General features: G+C 56.1%; 18 protein-coding genes. All 18 read left to right on the top strand.

Annotated elements, in window-relative coordinates:
* Positions 1–178: 178 nt before the first annotated feature.
* Entirely contained in the window at positions 179–1,171 is a 993-nt protein-coding gene (locus QE270_RS05560; protein ID WP_300036399.1) for a cysteine synthase A, read from the top strand.
* 30 nt (positions 1,172–1,201) lie between these two features.
* Positions 1,202–1,495, top strand: coding sequence for a hypothetical protein (locus QE270_RS05555; protein ID WP_300036396.1), 294 nt, complete (start codon positions 1,202–1,204; stop codon positions 1,493–1,495).
* 4 nt (positions 1,496–1,499) lie between these two features.
* Positions 1,500–2,327 (top strand): hypothetical protein, encoded by an 828-nt coding sequence (locus tag QE270_RS05550; RefSeq protein ID WP_300036393.1) that lies wholly within the window; start codon positions 1,500–1,502, stop codon positions 2,325–2,327.
* A gap of 342 nt (positions 2,328–2,669) precedes the next feature.
* Entirely contained in the window at positions 2,670–3,125 is a 456-nt protein-coding gene (locus QE270_RS05545) for a hypothetical protein (protein ID WP_300036390.1), read from the top strand.
* Positions 3,122–4,078, top strand: a complete 957-nt coding sequence (gene rsmH, locus QE270_RS05540; RefSeq protein WP_300036387.1) for a 16S rRNA (cytosine(1402)-N(4))-methyltransferase RsmH — start codon at positions 3,122–3,124, stop codon at positions 4,076–4,078. The genes QE270_RS05545 and rsmH overlap by 4 nt, the downstream gene beginning before the upstream one ends.
* An 8-nt stretch (positions 4,079–4,086) precedes the next feature.
* The gene (locus QE270_RS05535) at positions 4,087–4,668 is read left to right on the top strand and encodes a hypothetical protein (protein ID WP_300036384.1); all 582 of its coding nucleotides are present in this window, start codon (positions 4,087–4,089) and stop codon (positions 4,666–4,668) included.
* Positions 4,668–6,404 carry a penicillin-binding protein 2 gene (locus tag QE270_RS05530; protein ID WP_300036381.1) on the top strand — a complete coding sequence of 579 codons (1,737 nt, stop codon included), beginning with the start codon at positions 4,668–4,670 and terminating at the stop codon, positions 6,402–6,404. Before QE270_RS05535 ends, QE270_RS05530 begins: the two co-directional genes overlap by 1 nt.
* A 32-nt stretch (positions 6,405–6,436) precedes the next feature.
* Entirely contained in the window at positions 6,437–7,831 is a 1,395-nt protein-coding gene (locus QE270_RS05525) for a UDP-N-acetylmuramoyl-L-alanyl-D-glutamate--2,6-diaminopimelate ligase (RefSeq protein ID WP_300036544.1), read from the top strand.
* Entirely contained in the window at positions 7,828–9,216 is a 1,389-nt protein-coding gene (gene murF, locus QE270_RS05520) for a UDP-N-acetylmuramoyl-tripeptide--D-alanyl-D-alanine ligase (RefSeq protein WP_300036378.1), read from the top strand. The genes QE270_RS05525 and murF overlap by 4 nt, the downstream gene beginning before the upstream one ends.
* Complete coding sequence (gene mraY / locus QE270_RS05515) at positions 9,216–10,286, top strand: phospho-N-acetylmuramoyl-pentapeptide-transferase (protein WP_300036375.1); 1,071 nt, start codon at positions 9,216–9,218, stop codon at positions 10,284–10,286. The genes murF and mraY overlap by 1 nt, the downstream gene beginning before the upstream one ends.
* Positions 10,283–11,572 carry a UDP-N-acetylmuramoyl-L-alanine--D-glutamate ligase gene (gene murD, locus QE270_RS05510; protein ID WP_300036372.1) on the top strand — a complete coding sequence of 430 codons (1,290 nt, stop codon included), beginning with the start codon at positions 10,283–10,285 and terminating at the stop codon, positions 11,570–11,572. The genes mraY and murD overlap by 4 nt, the downstream gene beginning before the upstream one ends.
* Positions 11,569–12,789 (top strand): putative peptidoglycan glycosyltransferase FtsW, encoded by a 1,221-nt coding sequence (locus tag QE270_RS05505; RefSeq protein ID WP_300036369.1) that lies wholly within the window; start codon positions 11,569–11,571, stop codon positions 12,787–12,789. Before murD ends, QE270_RS05505 begins: the two co-directional genes overlap by 4 nt.
* Positions 12,786–13,967 carry an undecaprenyldiphospho-muramoylpentapeptide beta-N-acetylglucosaminyltransferase gene (gene murG / locus QE270_RS05500; RefSeq protein WP_300036366.1) on the top strand — a complete coding sequence of 394 codons (1,182 nt, stop codon included), beginning with the start codon at positions 12,786–12,788 and terminating at the stop codon, positions 13,965–13,967. The genes QE270_RS05505 and murG overlap by 4 nt, the downstream gene beginning before the upstream one ends.
* Positions 13,964–15,382 carry a UDP-N-acetylmuramate--L-alanine ligase gene (gene murC / locus QE270_RS05495; protein ID WP_300036363.1) on the top strand — a complete coding sequence of 473 codons (1,419 nt, stop codon included), beginning with the start codon at positions 13,964–13,966 and terminating at the stop codon, positions 15,380–15,382. The genes murG and murC overlap by 4 nt, the downstream gene beginning before the upstream one ends.
* Complete coding sequence (gene murB / locus QE270_RS05490; protein ID WP_300036360.1) at positions 15,379–16,275, top strand: UDP-N-acetylmuramate dehydrogenase; 897 nt, start codon at positions 15,379–15,381, stop codon at positions 16,273–16,275. The genes murC and murB overlap by 4 nt, the downstream gene beginning before the upstream one ends.
* Positions 16,272–17,195: a D-alanine--D-alanine ligase gene (locus QE270_RS05485; RefSeq protein ID WP_300036357.1), complete on the top strand. Its 924-nt coding sequence runs from the start codon at positions 16,272–16,274 to the stop codon at positions 17,193–17,195. Before murB ends, QE270_RS05485 begins: the two co-directional genes overlap by 4 nt.
* Positions 17,195–18,136 (top strand): cell division protein FtsQ/DivIB, encoded by a 942-nt coding sequence (locus tag QE270_RS05480; protein WP_300036354.1) that lies wholly within the window; start codon positions 17,195–17,197, stop codon positions 18,134–18,136. The genes QE270_RS05485 and QE270_RS05480 overlap by 1 nt, the downstream gene beginning before the upstream one ends.
* Positions 18,133–19,398 carry a cell division protein FtsA gene (gene ftsA, locus QE270_RS05475; RefSeq protein ID WP_300036351.1) on the top strand — a complete coding sequence of 422 codons (1,266 nt, stop codon included), beginning with the start codon at positions 18,133–18,135 and terminating at the stop codon, positions 19,396–19,398. The genes QE270_RS05480 and ftsA overlap by 4 nt, the downstream gene beginning before the upstream one ends.
* Positions 19,399–19,400: the final 2 nt, after the last annotated feature.

The following is a 19,400-nucleotide window of genomic DNA, read 5'->3' as shown; positions in this document are numbered from 1 at the left end:
AGGCATCATCCAAGGGAGATAGAAGGGCATTGATTAATAGTAATGATATAATATATCAATAGATAAATTGAACTTTGGCGGTTTGCCTAATTTTAATGCGCCAAATACGCTGTCTTTTGGCATGGCATGGGCCAGACCGACTTGCGATTACCCATGAACGCGCCTAGCTGTCTGTGGTATGAACACGACTGCTTCGACACTCGATCTGATTGGAAACACCCCGCTGGTGCGCCTTAAAGGGCCAAGCGCGGAAGCCGGATGCGATATTTTTGGTAAGTGCGAATATGTGAACCCCGGCGCATCGGTAAAGGACCGCGCTGCGCTCTACATCTTACGCGATGCCGAACGGCAGGGGCTGCTTAAACCGGGCGGCACGATTGTCGAAGGCACGGCTGGCAATACCGGCATTGGCCTCGCGCTGGTCTGCAACGCGCTTGGGTATAAGACGATCATCGTCATGCCCGAAACGCAGAGCCAGGAGAAAAAGGACACGCTACGTGCCTTGGGTGCAGAGCTCGTGCTCGTTCCTGCCGCGCCATATTCGAACCCCGGCCATTTCGTGCACACTTCACGCCGCTTGGCCGAGGAAACCGAAAACGCGGTATGGGCGAACCAATTCGACAATATCGCCAACCGCCGCGCACATATTGAAACCACTGCCGAGGAAATTTGGACGCAAATGGGCGGTGACATTGACGGCTTTATTTGCGCAGCTGGAACAGGCGGAACTATCGCTGGGGTAGGTCTTGGACTTAAGGCGAAGGATGAGGCGGTCACCATTGCCTTGGCCGATCCGCACGGCGCGGCGCTGTATAATTATTATGCATGCGGTGAATTAAGCTCCGAGGGCAACTCAGTCGCCGAAGGCATCGGGCAGGGCCGGATCACGGCCAATCTCGATGGTGCGCCGATTGATACGCAATTCCGCATTTCGGACGAGGAAGGCCTTGTCTGGGTCCGCCGTTTGTTGGCGGAGGAGGGGCTTTGCCTTGGTCTTTCGTCCGGCATCAATGTGGCAGGCGCGATCGCGTTGGGCAAACAATTGGGGCCGGGCAAGCGCATCGTTACCATCTTGTGCGACACGGGTTTTCGGTATCTGTCCACCATCTATAATCCCGCATGGATGCGCAGTAAAAACCTTCCCGTAATGCCTTGGCAAATGGACAGCTAAAGGCAATATCGGGTTTAGAGGAGGAAGCACATGGTCCAGCAAAGGCAATCCGCAGTTCAACGTATTCAGGTTGGCGTCGTAGGTCTTGTCGTCGTGCTGCTGTTCGTGACACTGGCCAGCATGGTTCTCGACCGGGTTAGGCCAGCCCAGCAAGCTGGCGGCATGCCAGGGGCTGCTCCATTGACCGCAGGCAATGGCTCAACGCCTGCTGAGCCTCTGGCTGAATTGGGCGTCACGCCGGTCGCCAAGGATTCTGCCGCTGAACAGCCTGCCAATGGAGCTGCGCCAGCGCCGCGGCAATCCGCACCCGCGCCGCGGCGGTAATTTGGTGACTGATAGATTTGCCCGCTTTGGGGGCACAAGGCGGCTTGTTGTCGTCCTGCTTGCCGTATCATTGGTCCTGCTGCTGTTTGCAGGGCTTGGTTTCACGCGGTCAGCAAGTGATAGGCCAAAGGCGGCCCTAGCCCTCATGACGACATTGCCGTTGCAGTGGAGTGAGGGCGGCATTGAAGCTGACCTTGCCCAAGATGCCGCGCCGCACCCTGCTTTCGCACGCCTTGACCAGCGTTACGACATTGACCTCATCGATGACCTGACAACATGGAAACCACGCAACGGGCAACTGCTCCTGCTTGCCCAGCCAAGGGCTTTTGCTCCGGCGGAACTCGTGCGCTTGGACAATTGGGTTCGGAGCGGCGGTCGGCTGTTGATACTGGCGGACCCTGCTTTGCAATGGGGCAGCCTGTATCCGTTGGGGGATAAGAGGCGCCCGTTGTTTACATCTTTGCTCTCCCCCTTGTTCACACATTGGGGGCTTGAGCTGGTTTTGCCCATTACCAATGACAGCCCCCGTATTATCCGCAAGATCGGCGCTTTCAATATCCGCACCGTAACGCCCGGCGAATGGCTTCCCAAAGGGACAATAAGCCCGCGCTGCAGTATTTCCGCCAAGGGCCTGTTGGCGGATTGCCGGATTGGTGCGGGCCGCGCGGTGTTGGTTGCCGATGCTGACATGCTAGACGCCGCCTTTTGGGAAGGACAGGGGATGCGGATACTTACCGGGGGTGACGAGTTCGCCAATTTGGCTCTTGTCGAAGCGCTGTTGATGGCGTTGAAATCCAATAATGCGCTTAATGGGGATTTTGTGGGAAAATGACGGGCGCAGAAGGATTTTATGCAATTCACCGCTGTAAGACCGCCAATTTAGCCGATTTTGGATGCTTATATTGGGGTGCATTACGCATGGCAATTTGGGGGGAACTATAAAAACAACGGAATTTCGGTAAATTTTGTCATAAAAATTAAGCATTCCCATAAAATCCCTCTTTTCATCCATGAATTCCCTTGTTATGACCATGATTTCAAGGGGTGGATTCCTGATTCTATCGGTCGTTACGGCGTCCGCATGACGCGTGTTTCGTCATGATTGGTAATTTCCACCCTTTAGTGGGGGGTGGTTCAGGCAGTGTCAGCGTTGGTCGTCTATGCAGGTTCGGGGGTGTCGAGTGTCGACGCCAAGGGCCGCACGACCATTCCCGCCGAGCTGCGTGACAGCGTCCAGCAGTCGAGCGGCAGCAACAATGTCTGTATTTCCCGCCATTCCAGCTTACCTTGCCTCATTGGCTTTGGTGGGTCCGAGCGTCTTAAGCTGCGTGCCGACATTGAGGCGCAATGGCAAAGCGCAGTTAACCGCGGCACCGAATTTGACCGCGAAATGGCTGGCGTTTCGGCTTCTTCGATTTTTGAAACTGCTTTTGAGGCAAGTGGCCGCTTCGTGCTTTCGCCTATGCTTAAGCATTTTGGTCGCATTAACGACCGCGCTTTCTTCTTTGGCGCGACAACGCACTTCTTGCTGTGGAACCCTGATGTCTTCCTCAAAGAAGCGCCTGCAGCGTTCAACTCCATTAAGGACGAGCTAAATTATTGGCTGTCCCAGGCAAAGCGCGACAAATGAGCGCGCTCGCCCCACATATTCCAGTTTTACTGGATGAAGTGATTCACGCACTGCCCATCACCCCGGGCGCTGAGATCGTGGATGGTACCTTTGGTGCGGGTGGATACAGCCAAGCGATACTGGCTCGCGGTGCGCGCGTTTATGCGTTCGACCGCGATCCCGATGCACTTAACGAAGGTGCGGACCTTGCAGGCCGGAGTGAAGGTGCTTTGCGTCTTTACTCGGCCTGTTTTTCTAACATGGACGATGTCCTGATGGCTGATGGTGTTATGTCGGTCGATGGCGTTGTGCTCGACATTGGCGTGTCGTCGATGCAGCTTGATCGCGCAGAGCGCGGCTTTTCCTTCCAGAAGGACGGCCCGCTCGATATGCGCATGGGTCAGGACGGCATGTCGGCTGCCGACTTCGTCAACGAAGCTGAAGAAGCGGACATTGCCGACATCATCTTTCGGTATGGCGAAGAGCATCGTTCACGCCGCATCGCGCGTTCGATTGTGGCTGCGCGTCCCATCACGACAACTGCGCAGCTCGCTGCAATCGTCCGCAAGGCCGTTGGCCATAAGCCCGGCGCGCCGAAAGACCCCGCAACTCGGGCGTTTCAGGCCATCCGCATTCATGTAAACCGCGAACTGGATGAGTTGACCGACGGGCTGGAAGCTGCAGAGCGCATGTTGAAGCCCGGCGGTCGTCTGGCTGTCGTTACCTTTCACAGCCTTGAAGATCGCATCGTAAAGCAATTCTTGCGCCGTCGTAGTGGCGCAGAAGCCGCAGGGTCACGGCACGTGCCAATGGTTGGTAATGACGGTCCTGCGCCCACTTTCGACAAAGCTGATAAAGCGGTCCGGCCATCGGACGCCGAGTTGGCCCGTAATCCACGGTCACGTTCAGCAACATTACGTTCCGCAACCCGCACACACGCACCCGCATGGGCAATAGGAGGACTGGCAGCATGAGTCTCGCCATGAAAAGACTTCAGAATATAGGCTGGCTGGCTTTGGTGTTCATGGTTGCAATCCTGTTATACCCATTGTCGTTGAACGTTGCCGCGATGCACAGCAATCTGGTCGCTGTTGATCGCAACATACTCGAAACAAAGCGTGAAATCAGCTTCCTTCAAGCCGAAATCCGCACGCGCGCTAGTCTGCAGCAGCTGGAGGAGTGGAACGAGCTTTTGTACGGTTATCAACCACCAATGGCCAACCAGTTCGTTAGCGGTGAGGCTGCACTTGCGGAACTGACGGGTGATCTGCAGGCGACCAAGCCAGTGATGATGGCTTCGGCCGACATTGACGCTGCGCCAAGCGCGAACCAAGCCAATCCAGCGCCAACAATTGAGGCAGTTGTTAAAAAATCCACCGAAATTGCCACCGCCGTTGCGGCGCCGATCTTTGCCGAGCCGGTAAAGCGCGCCGCACCTAAGCCTGCGGCACCGAAGGTTGAGCAGACGCGGACCGAGCGGCTGGCGCGGATGGACGAAAAGCTTTTGTCCGACGACTTCATGCGGGATATTTCGGCTAAGGCCGCTAACGAACGCCGCCGGTAATGATTCCGCAAATCGCCCGCACGACAACTCGGAAAAGCGGCGTTAACCCCCCGCCTTTTGCGGCCCATGGGTTCTGGCGGATGCTTATTCTGCTGGTTGCATTTGGTATGTTCGTTGCGTTGCTCATTGGGCGGCTTGCGACTTTGGCTTTATTCGAAAGCAGCCGCGCTTACGGTGCGACCAGCACAGACTATGTGCCAGATCGCGGTGATATTGTTGACCGTAACGGCATTCCTCTGGCGCGCAGCATTTATGGCTATGCCATTTGGTTGAAGCCTGCCGACATCCTTGGCGACCGCAAGCAATTGGCAACACAGTTGGCAGCAATTTTTCCGGATACGCCAGCGGCTGAATTCTATGCAAAACTGACCGATGACAAGCCCAGTTACTTGCGTAACCGCGCATTGCCGGAGCAAGTCCGCGCGGTCCATGATCTTGGCGAAATCGCCATTGAATTCCCGCGCGAGGCTACACGGCTTTATCCGCAACACGACATGGCCGCCCATGTCCTCGGTTTCGTAAACCGTGACGGCAAAGGCGCGATGGGCATGGAGCGGGTAATGAACAATTATCTGCGTGACCCGGCCAAGCGTGGGAGCCCTTTGAACCTTGCCTTGGACGTCCGAGTTCAAGCAGCGTTGGAGAGCGAACTGGCGTCGGGCATGACCGCTACGGCCGCCAAGGGTGCTGCCGGGGTCGTATTGGATGTGCAAACGGGCGAAGTGGTAGCCATGGCAACATTGCCTTCGTTCAACCCGAACCGGCCGTCCTTTGCTAATATCCCCGATCTTGGCCAGACGATCACTGACGGTCGCTATCCTATTTCGCGGCAGACTAACAACGTAACGAACCGGGTATATGAACTCGGCTCTACCTTTAAGCCGCTCACCGTTGCCGCTGCTTTGGACGCGGGAACGGTGCGCGACCTTTCCGTTCGGTATGACGCCACCAAGCCGCTTCAAGTTGGAAAGTTTAAAATACGGGATTCGCACCCATTAAACCGCTGGATCAATACACCAGAGGCGCTCATCCACAGTTCTAACATTGTGACGGCGCAAATTGCTGACCAATTGGGTGCTGTCCGCATGGACGCGATGTTGCGTGCAATGCATTTTAACGCGCGTCCGGATATCGAACTGGCAGAAAAATCTATGCCGCTATATCCCAAGACCTGGGGCCGACTGACCAATATGACTGTAGGGTTCGGGCACGGCATCGCGGTTACGCCAATGCATTTGGCGAGTGCGTATGCCGCGATGGTCAATGGTGGCATTTATCGTCCGGCCACAATGTTCAAGACGAAAGCCGATGCCAAGATTCCTGGTAAGCGGGTCTTTACCGCGGCAACCAGTGCACGGATGCGGCAATTGATGCGCATGATCGTCGTTGACGGAACGGGCAGCCAAGCCGATGCACTGGGATACCGCGTTGGCGGCAAGACGGGTTCTGCGGAAAAGCCAGGCGTTGGCGGCTATAGCCGCAATCTGGTCGTCTCCACCTTTGCCTCTGCATTCCCGATGGATAACCCGCGTTATGTGGTGCTTGCGATGCTCGACGAACCTCAGGGTACGGAAGCCTCAAGCTTTCAGCGGACCGCCGGTTATACCGCTGCGCCCGTTGTCCGTAAGACAATTACACGGATTGGGCCATTGATGGGAATTATACCTGACATGAAGCGCGATGTTGATGTATCTGAACTGATGCCTTTATTGCGAAAGGCGAAGGGAGAGCAATAGTGAAGCTCGGGCAATTGGTAACCGGTGCCGACATGGCATCGGCCGACAGCATAGTGACCGGCTTTGCCATCGACCATCGGAAAATTGCGCCCGGCACAGTTTTTGGCGCATTTGAGGGCGCCGCATTCAACGGCGAAGATTTCATCGACGCTGCAATCGCCGCTGGTGCAGTCGCTGTTGTCGCGCGTCCGGAGGCTATGGTGCAGGGCGCTGTGCATGTTGCCGACGCCAACCCGCGCAAGGCATTTGCCGAACTCGCGGCAAAATTCTTTCGGCCATTTCCCGAAAATGTGGCGGCGGTCACCGGAACGAATGGCAAGACTTCGACTGCTGAGCTTACGCGGCAGCTGTGGCGAATGTCGGGGCACAATGCGGCATCTATAGGAACATTGGGCATTACAACAGCTTCGGATCAGGCAAGTACGGGCCTTACTACGCCGGACATTGTAACCTTCCTTGCCAACATGTCCGGTCTCGCGCGCGAAGGCATCAGCCATGCGATATTCGAGGCATCAAGCCACGGCCTGTCCCAATATCGCAGTGAAGGCGTGCCCGTTTCGGTTGCTGCTTTCACTAACTTAAGCCGTGACCATCTTGATTATCACGGGACGATGGAAAATTATTTTGAGGCCAAGATGCGCCTGTTTGACAAAGTCGTCGACGCCAATGGCTGCGCCGTGATCTGGGCAGACGATATATGGTCTGACCAAGTCATTGCGCGTGCCCGCAAACGCGAATTGCGTCTGATCACCGTTGGGGAAAAGGGCAAGGGCATTCAACTGGTCTCGCGCCAAGCGACCCAGCTTGGGCAGACGCTTGAGCTGCGTATTCAGGGCGATGTGCATAAGGTTAAGCTGCCGCTCATTGGCGCCTATCAGGCCACAAATGCGCTCGTCGCCGCAGGGGTAGTTATGGCAAGCGGGGGAGAGGTGGAGAGCCTGCTGTCGCATTTGGCCCGGTTGCAACCAGTGCGCGGACGACTGGAGCGTGCCGTAATCACCAAAAGTGGCGCGCCTGTGTATGTCGATTATGCGCATACGCCCGACGGCTTACGCGCGGCCATTGCAGCATTGCGTCCGCATACGAAGGGTAAGCTAATTACTGTCTTCGGCGCAGGCGGCGACCGCGATACAGGCAAGCGTCCGGAGATGGGCGCTGTGGCCGTCGCAGACTCCGACATTGTGATTGTCACTGACGATAACCCAAGAAGCGAAGACCCGTCGCTCATCCGCGCTGACGTCATGGCAGGGGCCAAGGGCGCGCATGAGATTGGCGACCGGCATTATGCGATCGCCTTTGCCATCGAACATGCCGAACCCGACGATATCGTTCTGATTGCGGGCAAGGGCCATGAACAAGGGCAGATCATTATGGGCCGCGTTCTGCCTTTTGACGATGTCGAAGTCGCAAGGGAATGCGCGGCATGACCGTGTTATGGACATTTGAGGAGTTGCTGGCGGCAACTGGCGGGACAGCTTCGGGGCATTTTAACGTTACGGGCGTTGCGTTTGATTCCCGTGAAATCGGCAAAGGCGACCTCTTTCTGGCGTTGAAGGGTGCAGAGACCGACGGGCATCTGTTCGTAGACAAGGCCTTTGCCAATGGTGCAGCGGGCGCGATTGTGTCGCAGCCCGTTCCGTACCCACACATCCTTGTGGCAGACACGATGCAAGCGCTTGAGGCGCTTGGTCATGCGTCACGCGCGCGGACTAAGGCGAAAATCATTGGGGTTACCGGTTCTGCCGGTAAGACAGGGACGAAGGAGGCGTTGTTTGCCGCGCTTGATCGCTGCTCACGCGGGCGGGCGCACCGTTCGGTCAAAAGCTATAACAACCATGTAGGCGTGCCGTTGAGCCTTGCGCGGATGCCAGCGGATTGCGACTTCGGCGTTTTCGAAATGGGCATGAACCACGCTGGTGAAATGCGCGCGCTTAGCCATATCGTCAGGCCCGATGTTGCCATCATAACCACCATTGCACCTGCACATATCGAATTCTTCAAGGACGAAAGCGGTATTGCCGACGCCAAAGCCGAAATCTTCGAAGGCTTGGTCGAAGGCGGCACGGCGATATTGCCTGCCGACAATGTCCATTATCCGCGTTTGCGCGCAGCAGCAGAGCAGCACACCAACGCCATATTGTCCTTTGGCTTCAGCGCGGATGCAGATGTCCGCGTGATCAACCATTTGGATAGCGTGCATAATAGCACGCTGATTACGGCCAAGGTGTGCGACGCAATGTTGTCTTTCAACCTGTCTCAACCCGGGCAGCACTGGATCGGCAACAGCATGGCGGTTTTGGCCGCAGTGTTGGCAGCGGGTGGCGATCTTGCCTCTGCTGGTCTTGCAATGGCGGAAATGGGTGGCCTTGCCGGACGCGGTGCGCGGCACGACGTTGCGATTGCCGGAGGCGCCGCCCATCTGATCGATGAAAGTTACAACGCCAACCCTGCCTCAATGGCCGCGACTATCGGCCAATTGGGCTTGTCGGGCGGCGGACGGCGCATTGCTGTGCTGGGATCCATGAAAGAACTTGGCGACAAAGGCGATGATTATCACCGCGCCCTTGCAGCACCCTTGGCTGCCGCAAAGGTCGATTTTGCTATCCTTGTCGGCAAAGAGATGACAATTCTTGCTGATGAGTTGAAAGCAGGGGTTGAGGGACCGAAGGAATTCGCGCATTGCGCGACCGCGCAGGAGGCACTCGCCCTTCTGCAACAATATCTTTGCGCATCGGACACGATTTTGGTCAAAGGTTCCAACAGTATGGGACTTTCCACCATCGTCAGCGCGCTGACGGGTGGGAAAAACTGATGCTTTATGTTTTGGCTGAATATCTGGGTTTTCCTGGGATACTTAACCTTATTCGCTATCTAAGCTTCCGCTCCGGAGCTGCGGTTGCAACCGCTCTTGTTATCGGCCTGCTTATCGGACCACGCTTCATTAGCATGCTGCGCGTGCGCCAAGGCAAGGGCCAGCCCATCCGAAGTGATGGGCCGCAATCGCATCTTGCAAAAGTGGGCACCCCAACAATGGGCGGGCTGATGATATTGGTATCGGTCGGCATTTCCATGCTGTTGTGGATGGATTTGAAGAATGTTTACGTCTGGGCCTGTTTGCTTGTGACCGTAGGCTTCGGCACCGTTGGATTTCTCGATGATTATGACAAGGTCAAGAAACGCAGCCACAAGGGCGTATCTGGCAAAGTCCGCTTGTTGTGGGAGTTTGCGATTGCGGGCGTTGCGGTATCGCTGATTGTCGCGCAATCAGGTGGCAATTTGTATCTGCCGTTTGTTAACGGCCCCGTGATCGACTTGGGCTGGTGGTATGTGCCTTTTGGTGCGTTTGTGATTGTTTCATTCGGCAATGCGGTAAACTTGACCGACGGCCTTGATGGCCTTGCGACAATGCCCGTCATCATTGCCTCCATTGCATTTATGTTGATCGTCTACATGGTCGGCAATGCCAAATATGCAGCATATCTGGGTATTCCGTTCTTTTTGGGGGCAGGGGACCTCGCCATGCTATGTGGCGCGATTGTCGGCGCCGGCCTTGCCTTTTTGTGGTTCAACGCCCCGCCTGCGTCTGTTTTCATGGGCGATACTGGAAGCCTTGCTTTGGGCGGAACGCTGGGGGCGATTGCCGTTGTGGCGCATCATGAATTTGTTCTTGCCATCATCGGCGGACTTTTCGTTATTGAGGCGCTTTCGGTCATCATTCAGGTGTTCTGGTTCAAGCGGACCGGAAAGCGCATTTTCCGCATGGCGCCGATTCACCACCATTTTGAACAGCTTGGCTGGTCTGAGCCGACCGTTGTCATTCGGTTCTGGATTGTGGCTTTCGTATTGGCGCTTGCAGGGCTATCAACCCTTAAGCTCAGATGATTACTACCCCTGCCTTTAAAGACCGGAAGTACGCTATATTGGGGCTTGCGCGCTCCGGTCTGTCCGCGGCACGTTCTCTCGTGGCAGGTGGCGCGCAGATATTGGCGTGGGACAATGATGAAGCCGCACGCGCCAAAGTCGCTGACATCGCGACGATTGCTGACCCGTTGCTGAGTGACCTGTCCGGTTATGACGCGATTGTGGTATCACCCGGCGTACCAATCAACCGTCATCCCATCGCTGAAAAGGCAAAGGAAGAGGGCCTGCCGCTGATTGGTGACATGGAATTGTTTGCGATGGCGCGGCCCAACTTGCCGCCGCACCGCGTGGTCGGCATTACCGGAACTAACGGTAAATCTACCACGACGGCACTTGTGCATCATGTGTTGGAAAGCGCAGGGCTGCCGGTGCGCATGGGTGGTAACATCGGGCTGCCAATATTGTCGCAAGCGCCATTGCCCTCAGGCGGCGTGTATGTGCTTGAGCTTTCAAGCTACCAGATCGACATTACACATATGCTCGCCTGCGACGCTGCGGTGCTCATCAACCTGTCGCCTGACCATCTTGACCGTTATGACGGCTATGAGGGGTATATGGCGTCGAAAGCGCGGCTTTTCGAAATGCAGACGGGGCATGAAACGTCGGTCTTTGGCAAAGGCGACGCCGATACCGAGCGGGTCTATCGCGACGTGCTTACCCGGCGCGGGGCGGAGTTTGTGCATTTGGCGGATCCACAGTCGGTCAACGGTCAAGAAGAATGGCCGTCGCTGCAAGGGCCACATAACCTTCAAAATATAGCAGTGGCCATCGCCATCGTAGAATCGCTTGGCGTGACCGAAGCGCAATGGCGACCTGCCATGCGGACCTTTAAGGGTCTTGCCCACCGCATGGAGGTTGTTGCCGAACGGAACGGCGTGTTGTTCATCAACGACAGCAAGGCGACCAATGGTGCGTCCACCGCGCCTGCGTTGGCGGCATATCCGCGCGTGCACTGGATCGTCGGCGGCTTGCCGAAAACCGACAATCTTGACGAATGCATTCCCAATTTCGGCCATGTTGTAAAGGCTTACACCATTGGGGAGGCAGGGCCGCTGTTTTACGAACTGCTGTCCCCCCATTTGCCAGTAGAACGCAGCGAGATGATGGGCACTGCGGTGCACTCGGCGGCGGCACAGGCGCAACCCGGTGACGTTATCATGCTCTCACCCGCGTGCGCGTCCTTTGACCAGTTCAAGGATTTTGAAGCGCGCGGCGACGCATTCCGCGCAATTGTGGAAGCGTTATGAGCGACGGCAAAGATGTTCCGTGGGTATTGGCGGCAAAGACGGGCAAGATTGGCTTTGCCAACCGTTTGGGCCGTGGTGACCGTTCGCCGCTGGGCGTCTGGTTCTGGGAACTTGACCGCGTGTTGTTGTCGTTGATGATGGTGTTGATTGCGATTGGCTTGCTTGCGGTTGCGGCGGCATCGCCCGCCGGTGCGCAGCGGCTATCGGCTTCGACATCACAGTTATCCTCGCTGTATTTCTTTTATCGGCAGCTGATGTGGGTGATTGTTGGCGTGCCGATCATGCTGTTTATCTCGATGTGTCCGCGCGAAAAGGCCCGACGCATTGCCGTTTATGGTTTCTGCATTGTGTTCGTGCTGCTTGTGCTCGTGCCCGTATTAGGGCGCGAGGTGAATGGATCGCGCCGCTGGATTGGCCCTGGTTTTGCGGGGCTTCAGCCATCGGAATTTCTAAAGCCCTTTTTTGCCGTTACGATGGCATGGATTATCAGCTGGCGGTTGAAAGACCCGACTCTGCCAGTCTTGATTATCAGCAGCATTGTCACCGCAGCTGTCTGTATCTTGCTTTTGATGCAACCCGACCTTGGCCAGACGATATTGTTCATGGGCACATGGTTTGCATTGATGATGGTCGCTGGCGTTCCTGCAAGCCGTCTTTGGGGCCTTATCATCAGCGGCATCATATTCATCGTGCTGGCCTATAATTATTACCCGGTTGCAACGCAGCGCATCGATGCCTGGATTTTTGGGACTGAGGGCCTAACCCATGACAAGATGGCGCTGGCGACATTAATCAATGGGGGCTTTATTGGCCTTGGCCCAGGACTTGGGGTCAAGAAATATTCTTTGCCTGAGGGGCATACCGACTACATCTTCTCCGTGATTGGCGAAGAATTCGGTCTGCTTGCCTGCATGGTCATCGCCATACTGTACTTTGCCATACTGGTGCGCATCATCATTCGCCTGTTGGATGAAAAGGACCAGTTTGTAGTGCTGGCGGTTACGGCGCTGGGCGCGCAGTTTTGCGGGCAGGCGATGATTAACATTGCGGTTAACCTAGGCGTCTTTCCCTCTAAGGGCATGACTTTGCCCTTCATTAGCTATGGCGGATCATCCATAGTTGCGCTTTCGATCACATGCGGTCTCATACTCGCACTGACGAAGCGAAACCCGTATCTTGACCGGTCGCTGTATATGGTGAAGGGACAACGACCATGACCATATCTCGGCATTATGTATTGGCCGCTGGCGGAACCGGGGGGCATCTGATCCCTGCCTTTGCCTTGGGGCAAGAACTGATAAACCGCGGACATCATGTAGCTTTAATCACCGACGCGCGCGGCGCAAAAATTCCGGGCTGCCCAGACAAGATGGCAACCCATTTTCTGCCCGCTGGCCGGATCACCAAAAAACCCAGTAGCTGGTTTCCGGGGATCCTGGCGATTGCCCAAGGCCGCAAGATGGCGCGCCGCTTATACGAAAAATTTGAACCAAGCGCTGTTGTTGGTTTTGGCGGATACCCGGCATTCCCAGCGCTTCTGGGTGCCTTTGCCGAGAAAATTCCAGCGATTATTCACGAACAAAATGCCGTGCTTGGGCGCGTCAACCGCTTCACCGCGCGGCACGTGAATGCCATTGCCACATCCTATCCCGAAGTGCTGCGCCTTTCTCTGCGATACGCAGGCAAGGTGCATCTTGTCGGCAACCCGATCCGCGAAGAGGTGCTTGCCCTGCGCGACAAACCCTATTCCTCGCTTTTGGACGCGGATATTTTCCGCGTGCTTGTGACGGGCGGAAGCCAAGGCGCAACCGTGCTTTCTGACGTTGTGCCCGATGGCCTTTCCCAACTGCCGCTAAACTTGCGGCGTCGGTTGCAGGTAACGCAGCAGTGCCGCGCCGAAGACATTGAGGCTGTACGCGCAGCATATGTCGCCCACGGCATTCCGGCCGAACTCGCGACCTATTTGCCTGACCTGCCTGAACGACTTGGCTGGGCGCATATGGTGATATCGCGGGCAGGGGCGTCGACGATAGCCGAACTGACCTGCGCTGGACGGCCCGCGATATTGGTACCGCTACCAAGCGCAACCGATGACCACCAAAGCTATAATGTTAAGGAAATGGTCCAAGCAGGCGGCGCCCGCGCCATCGCGCAGCCAGCATTCACCGCGGTAGAGTTGGCCAAGCAGATCGAGAAAATTGCGCTTGAGCCCGGTGCGCTGGAAAATGCAGCGAAGGCAGCAAAAAACTGTGGCAGGCCAAATGCGGTTGCCGAACTTGCCGACCTTGTCGAGTCTTTTGGCCGCGCCCCAATCATGCATCATATAACGTCCCCATCCGAACACAGGGGCGCTTTCAGTTCGTCCCCTGCACTTGCCAAAGAGAACGCAGCGTGAAGGGTGTTCCTACCGATATTGGCATTGTCCATTTCGTCGGCATCGGCGGCATAGGGATGTCAGGCATTGCTGAAGTCATGCATAATCTTGGCTATAACGTGCAGGGAAGCGACATTGCGGACAGCTATGTCATTGATGGCCTACGCCAACGCGGCATCAAGGTTATGATCGGCCACAGTGCGGACAATTTGGGCGAGGCGACAGTCGTTGTAACGTCGACTGCCGTCAAGGAAGGTAACCCCGAGCGCGATGCAGCTTTGGAACGGCGGATACCCTTGGTACGCCGCGCTGAAATGCTCGCCGAATTGATGCGGCTGAAAAATACCGTTGCTGTGGCGGGCACGCATGGAAAGACGACCACGACATCGTTGATCGCCGCGATGCTTGACCATGGCGGCATTGACCCGACGGTCATCAACGGCGGAATCATTAATAGCTATGGTTCCAACGCGCGCCTTGGGGCAAGTGACTGGATGGTGGTTGAAGCCGATGAGAGCGATGGCAGCTTCTTGCGGCTTGACGGCACGCTGGCGGTCGTCACCAACATCGATCCCGAACATCTGGACCATTATGGCGATTTCGACGCGATCAAAAAGGCGTTTGTCGAATTTGTCGAAAACGTCCCCTTTTATGGCGCGGCGATCATGTGTCTCGACCATCCCGAAGTACAGGCGATTTTGCCCAAGATCCGCGACCGTCGGATTATCACTTATGGCTTTTCGGGGCAGGCCGATATCCGCGGCGAAAATGTCACCCCGAACCCGGGCGGTAACCGTTTTGATGTGGTCGTTCGCGCACGCGATGGATCGCAGAGGACGATAGAGGGTATTCAGCTTCCCATGCCGGGGCGCCACAATGTCCAGAACGCGCTGGCTGCGGTCGCCGTTGGCCTTGAAATGGGAATGAGTGACGCAGATGTTGCGCATGGCTTTGACAAATTCGGTGGGGTTAAGCGCCGCTTTAGCAAGGTTGGCGAAGTTGTCCTTGACGGTGGGGTCGTTACAATCATCGATGATTACGGCCACCATCCCGTCGAAATCCGCGCGGTGCTGTCGGCTGCACGTGAAGGTGTGCAGGGCCGAGTCATTGCCGTGGCACAGCCGCACCGTTTCACCCGGCTGCGCGACCATATGGATGATTTCCAACAGGCCTTTAATGATGCCGACATGGTGTTCATCTCACCCGTCTATGCAGCTGGCGAGGGTCCGATTGACGGCATAGATGCAGATGCGCTGGTGCATGGCATAAAGGCGCGCGGGCATCGTTCGGTTGCGACTGTGGCCGACGCCGATGACCTGGCACGCAAACTGGCCGAAGTTGTTCAGGCGGATGACATGGTCGTGTGCTTGGGAGCTGGCGACATCACCAAATGGGCGGCTGGCCTTGCCGACGCAATTCAGGCAGCGCGCGGATGACAGTGCTGTGTATGCCGCAGGTGCAAGGACGTTTGACCCAAGCCGCGCCGCTGGCACCGTTGGTCTGGTTTAAGTCTGGCGGCTGCGCGGATTATCTATTTGAACCTAAAAACATCGCCGATCTGCAATCCTTTTTGCGCGAACTTGACCAAGCTACGCCGGTCATGGCGCTTGGCTTGGGATCTAACCTGATTATCCGAGATGGCGGTGTCAGGGGTGTCGTTATCCGCTTGGGTAAGGCCTTTGCTAAAGTCACTTGTACCGACGCTGTCACGATGAAATGCGGTGCAGGGGCATCAGGCATTTTGGTGTCCTCCACTGCGCGTGACAATAAAATTGCTGGTCTTGAGTTTCTGCGCTCCATTCCGGGAACCGTCGGCGGCTTTGTTCGCATGAACGGCGGCGCATATGGCGGCGAGGTGAAGGACATTTTGGGCGATTGCGATATTGTTATGCGCGACGGTACGCTGTTGACCTTGTCTGTGGATGAACTGCACTACAGCTATCGCCATTCCGAACTGCCTGATGGCGCTATTGTGGTTGCTGCGCGGTTTCAAGGACGTTCCGGGGAACCGGAAGCCATTCAAGCCGAGATGGACCGCATCAGCGCAACACGCGAAGCATCGCAGCCATTGCGATCCAAAACCGGCGGGTCGACCTTCAAAAATCCGGATGGACATAAGGCATGGCAATTGGTCGATGCTGCGGGGTGCCGCGGGCTTCAGATTGGCGGTGCGCGGGTGTCCGAAAAACACACCAATTTCCTGATTAATACCGGCGATGCGACCAGCGCGGATATTGAGGCGCTTGGCGAAGAAGTCCGTGCGCGCGTAATGGCACAATCTGGCGTGGCACTAACATGGGAAATCCAGCGCGTGGGTGAAACGAAATGAGTAAGCACATTCACGTTGCCGTGTTGATGGGGGGGTGGTCGAACGAGCGGCCTGTGTCCTTGATGAGCGGCAATGGGGTCGCCGATGCTTTGGAAAAGGTCGGATATCAGGTTAGCCGCGTCGATATGGACCGCAATGTCGCGCAAGTGCTGGCTGGCCTTCGTCCTGATGTCGTATTCAATGCCTTGCATGGTGTCCCGGGTGAGGATGGCACAGTGCAGGGCATGTTGGACCTCATGGGCATCCCTTATACGCATAGCGGCATGGTGACGTCGGTTATTGCGATTGATAAGGAACTGACCAAGCAGTGCCTTGTGCCTGCCGGAATTCCTATGCCCAAGGGAACGATGGTTGATAGCGAAAGCCTATATGCGGCTGATCCGCTGCCGCGGCCTTATGTGCTTAAGCCCGTGAATGAAGGCAGCTCGGTTGGCGTGGCAATTGTCACGGATGACAGCAATTATGGCAATCCGATTGCCCGTGATGCCAAAGGGCCGTGGCAGGAATTTGACCGGTTGCTGGCAGAACCTTTCATCAAAGGCCGCGAGCTGACGGTAGCAGTGCTGGGTGACAAGGCGTTGTGCGTGACTGAGTTGAAGCCAAAGAGCGGCTTTTACGACTTTGACGCGAAATACACCGATGGCCTGACTGAACATATCTGCCCTGCAGAAATCCCCGATGATGTGGCGCAATATATGCTGGATACTGCGCTGCGCGCGCATCAATTGCTTGGCTGCAAAGGTGCCTCACGCACGGATTTTCGTTGGGATGACGAAGCGGGTATGGACGGTATATTCGTTCTGGAAACCAATACGCAGCCCGGCATGACACCGTTAAGCCTCGTGCCCGAGCAAGCGCGGCATGTTGGTATCAGCTATGAACAGCTGGTCGACATCATTGTGAAAGAGGCGTTGGCATAATGGCAGGTGCGACACGCAAGCCAGCAGCAAAGCGCAAAGCAACTGCGGCCAGCCCGCGGAAGAAGGTCTCCCAGATTTCGGGTGTCGACAAAGTATTGCGCATGCTCCCATTTTCCGAAGAGGAAGTGCAGCGCGTCAGTACTTGGATTATCGTTGCGGTGCTTGCTGCGATTGCCTTTGCCGCTGCGCAATATGCTGGACTGACCGCCGCTGCCTATCAACAATATGCCGCACTTGCCGCAAAAGCTGGTTTTCAGGTGCAGCGCATTGAGGTCACGGGCATGGAACGGGTCGACCAGTTGAAAGTCTACCAACTCGTGCTCGCCGAAAAAGACCGTGCGATGCCGTTGGTGAATATCGACAAAGTGCGCATGGATCTTTTGCAATATGGCTGGATTAAGGACGCCCGCGTTGCACGGCGGCTGCCTGATACGCTTGCCGTCGAGATTATCGAGCGCACGCCGACCGCCATTTGGCAACGCAACGGGAAATATTCGCTAATCGACGCAGAGGGGATTGTTCTGCAAAATATTCACCCTGGTGAGGGCGGTGACTTGCCGATGCTGAATGGAAATGATGCCAACCGGCACACGGTCGCGCTGAGTGCGTTACTCGACAAAGCGTCTGCCCTGAAATCACAAGTTTCCGGTGCAACTTGGGTCGGCAATCGTCGGTGGGATATTCAGTTCGAAACTGGCGAAACGCTTGCGCTGCCAGAAGGAGAGGCCGCCGCAGCTAAAGCGTTGCTGAATTTTGCGCGCATGGATGGTGTGCACCGCTTGCTTGGTCGCGACCTGATCCATTTTGACCTGCGCGATCCAGATCGCGCCTATTTCCGCAAAGCACAGAAGGTGGAACCCGCCAAAGTGGAGAAGACGGAAAAAGTGGAAAAAGTGGAAACCAACGAAGTTAGCTCTAAAACCAGTGGACAAACAGCATGAAGACGACGCGCGTTGAAAGGCTGATTTCCGCAATCGATATCGGCTCGTCGAAGGTTTCCGCGTTGATTACGGGTCAAACCGATAGTGGCGAATTGCTTGTTCTTGGTACAGGACAGCGCGAAAGTCGGGGTGTTACGCGCGGATGCATCGCTGATGTCGAACAGGCAGAACTATCTGTGCGCCATGCGGTCGAACAAGCGGAGCGGATCGCTGGCCTCAACATCGACCGCGTTTGGGTTGGCATGTCTGCTGGCGGGCTTGATAGTATGCTCGCGCCAGTAGAAATCGAATTAGGCGGCGACCGCATTACACAAGAAGATATCGGCGAACTGCTGCAGGCTGGACGCGACAATATCCAAACCGGCGGCAAAATGGCGCTGCATATTCAACCGACCTTATATTCGCTTGATGGGGTTGGCGGCGTAGCAAACCCAATTGGACTGCATGCCGATCGCTTGGGCGTTGACGTTCATGTTATCCTTGCTGATCCATCGCCGGTTCGGAATATGGACATGACCGTCCGCGCGGCACATTTGGATGTAGAATCGCTAGTCGTTGGACCGGTTGCAACTGGCCTTGCGTGTCTGACATCAGAGGAACGTGAACTGGGCGTTGCGTTGGTCGAATTCGGTGCGGCGGTCACCAATGTGTCGGTGTTCATCGGCGGAATGTTGGTTGGGCTTGAGACCATTCAAAAGGGTGCGTCGGACATTACCGATGACATCGCCTCAGCCTTTGGTATTCGCCGGGCGCAGGCAGAGCGATTGAAATGCTTTCACGGTTCTGCCTTAACCAGTCCGCGCGACTATCAGGAAGTTCTTGATATCGGTCCCGACGAAAATGGCGTTGAACCCGGAACCCAAGCGCCACGCATCACCAAAGCGCAGTTAAACGCAGTGGTCTGCCAGCGGGTCGACGGCATTGTAACCGATGTTGCGCAAGCATTGAAGACGCTAGGATTTTCTGGACCGTCTGGACATCAGGTGGTGCTGACTGGCGGCGGTGCCGAGCTTAAGGGTGCCGCCGAACATATGCAGAGCGCGCTTGGACGGACGGTGCGCATCGGTCGTCCTTCCGGACTAACCAGTATTCCCGAAGCACATTCTGGCCCCTCATTTTCGACACTGGTCGGTTTAATTCATTATGCCGCCTCTGAGCGTCTTGAGCTTCAATCCGGCTATCATATGCGCGCTGAACAGCTTGGCGGGGCGATGCCGAGTTTGATTGAACGCATAAAACGGGCGGTTCGTGAGAACTTCTAACA

It is taken from the genome of Sphingorhabdus sp. (assembly GCF_029865925.1).
Taxonomy (GTDB): Bacteria; Pseudomonadota; Alphaproteobacteria; order Sphingomonadales; family Sphingomonadaceae; genus Sphingorhabdus_B.
This window is presented reverse-complemented; position numbering and strand designations above follow the sequence as displayed.

Excerpts from the sequence above, each read along its gene's own strand:
- QE270_RS05560 (WP_300036399.1), top strand. The coding sequence starts at position 179 with ATGAACACGACTGCTTCGACACTCGATCTGATTGGAAACACCCCGCTG.
- QE270_RS05555 (WP_300036396.1), top strand. The coding sequence starts at position 1,202 with ATGGTCCAGCAAAGGCAATCCGCAGTTCAACGTATTCAGGTTGGCGTC.
- rsmH (WP_300036387.1), top strand. The coding sequence starts at position 3,122 with ATGAGCGCGCTCGCCCCACATATTCCAGTTTTACTGGATGAAGTGATT.
- QE270_RS05535 (WP_300036384.1), top strand. The coding sequence starts at position 4,087 with ATGAAAAGACTTCAGAATATAGGCTGGCTGGCTTTGGTGTTCATGGTT.
- QE270_RS05530 (WP_300036381.1), top strand. The coding sequence starts at position 4,668 with ATGATTCCGCAAATCGCCCGCACGACAACTCGGAAAAGCGGCGTTAAC.
- QE270_RS05525 (WP_300036544.1), top strand. The coding sequence starts at position 6,437 with ATGGCATCGGCCGACAGCATAGTGACCGGCTTTGCCATCGACCATCGG.
- murF (WP_300036378.1), top strand. The coding sequence starts at position 7,828 with ATGACCGTGTTATGGACATTTGAGGAGTTGCTGGCGGCAACTGGCGGG.
- mraY (WP_300036375.1), top strand. The coding sequence starts at position 9,216 with ATGCTTTATGTTTTGGCTGAATATCTGGGTTTTCCTGGGATACTTAAC.
- murD (WP_300036372.1), top strand. The coding sequence starts at position 10,283 with ATGATTACTACCCCTGCCTTTAAAGACCGGAAGTACGCTATATTGGGG.
- QE270_RS05505 (WP_300036369.1), top strand. The coding sequence starts at position 11,569 with ATGAGCGACGGCAAAGATGTTCCGTGGGTATTGGCGGCAAAGACGGGC.
- murG (WP_300036366.1), top strand. The coding sequence starts at position 12,786 with ATGACCATATCTCGGCATTATGTATTGGCCGCTGGCGGAACCGGGGGG.
- murB (WP_300036360.1), top strand. The coding sequence starts at position 15,379 with ATGACAGTGCTGTGTATGCCGCAGGTGCAAGGACGTTTGACCCAAGCC.
- QE270_RS05485 (WP_300036357.1), top strand. The coding sequence starts at position 16,272 with ATGAGTAAGCACATTCACGTTGCCGTGTTGATGGGGGGGTGGTCGAAC.
- QE270_RS05480 (WP_300036354.1), top strand. The coding sequence starts at position 17,195 with ATGGCAGGTGCGACACGCAAGCCAGCAGCAAAGCGCAAAGCAACTGCG.
- ftsA (WP_300036351.1), top strand. The coding sequence starts at position 18,133 with ATGAAGACGACGCGCGTTGAAAGGCTGATTTCCGCAATCGATATCGGC.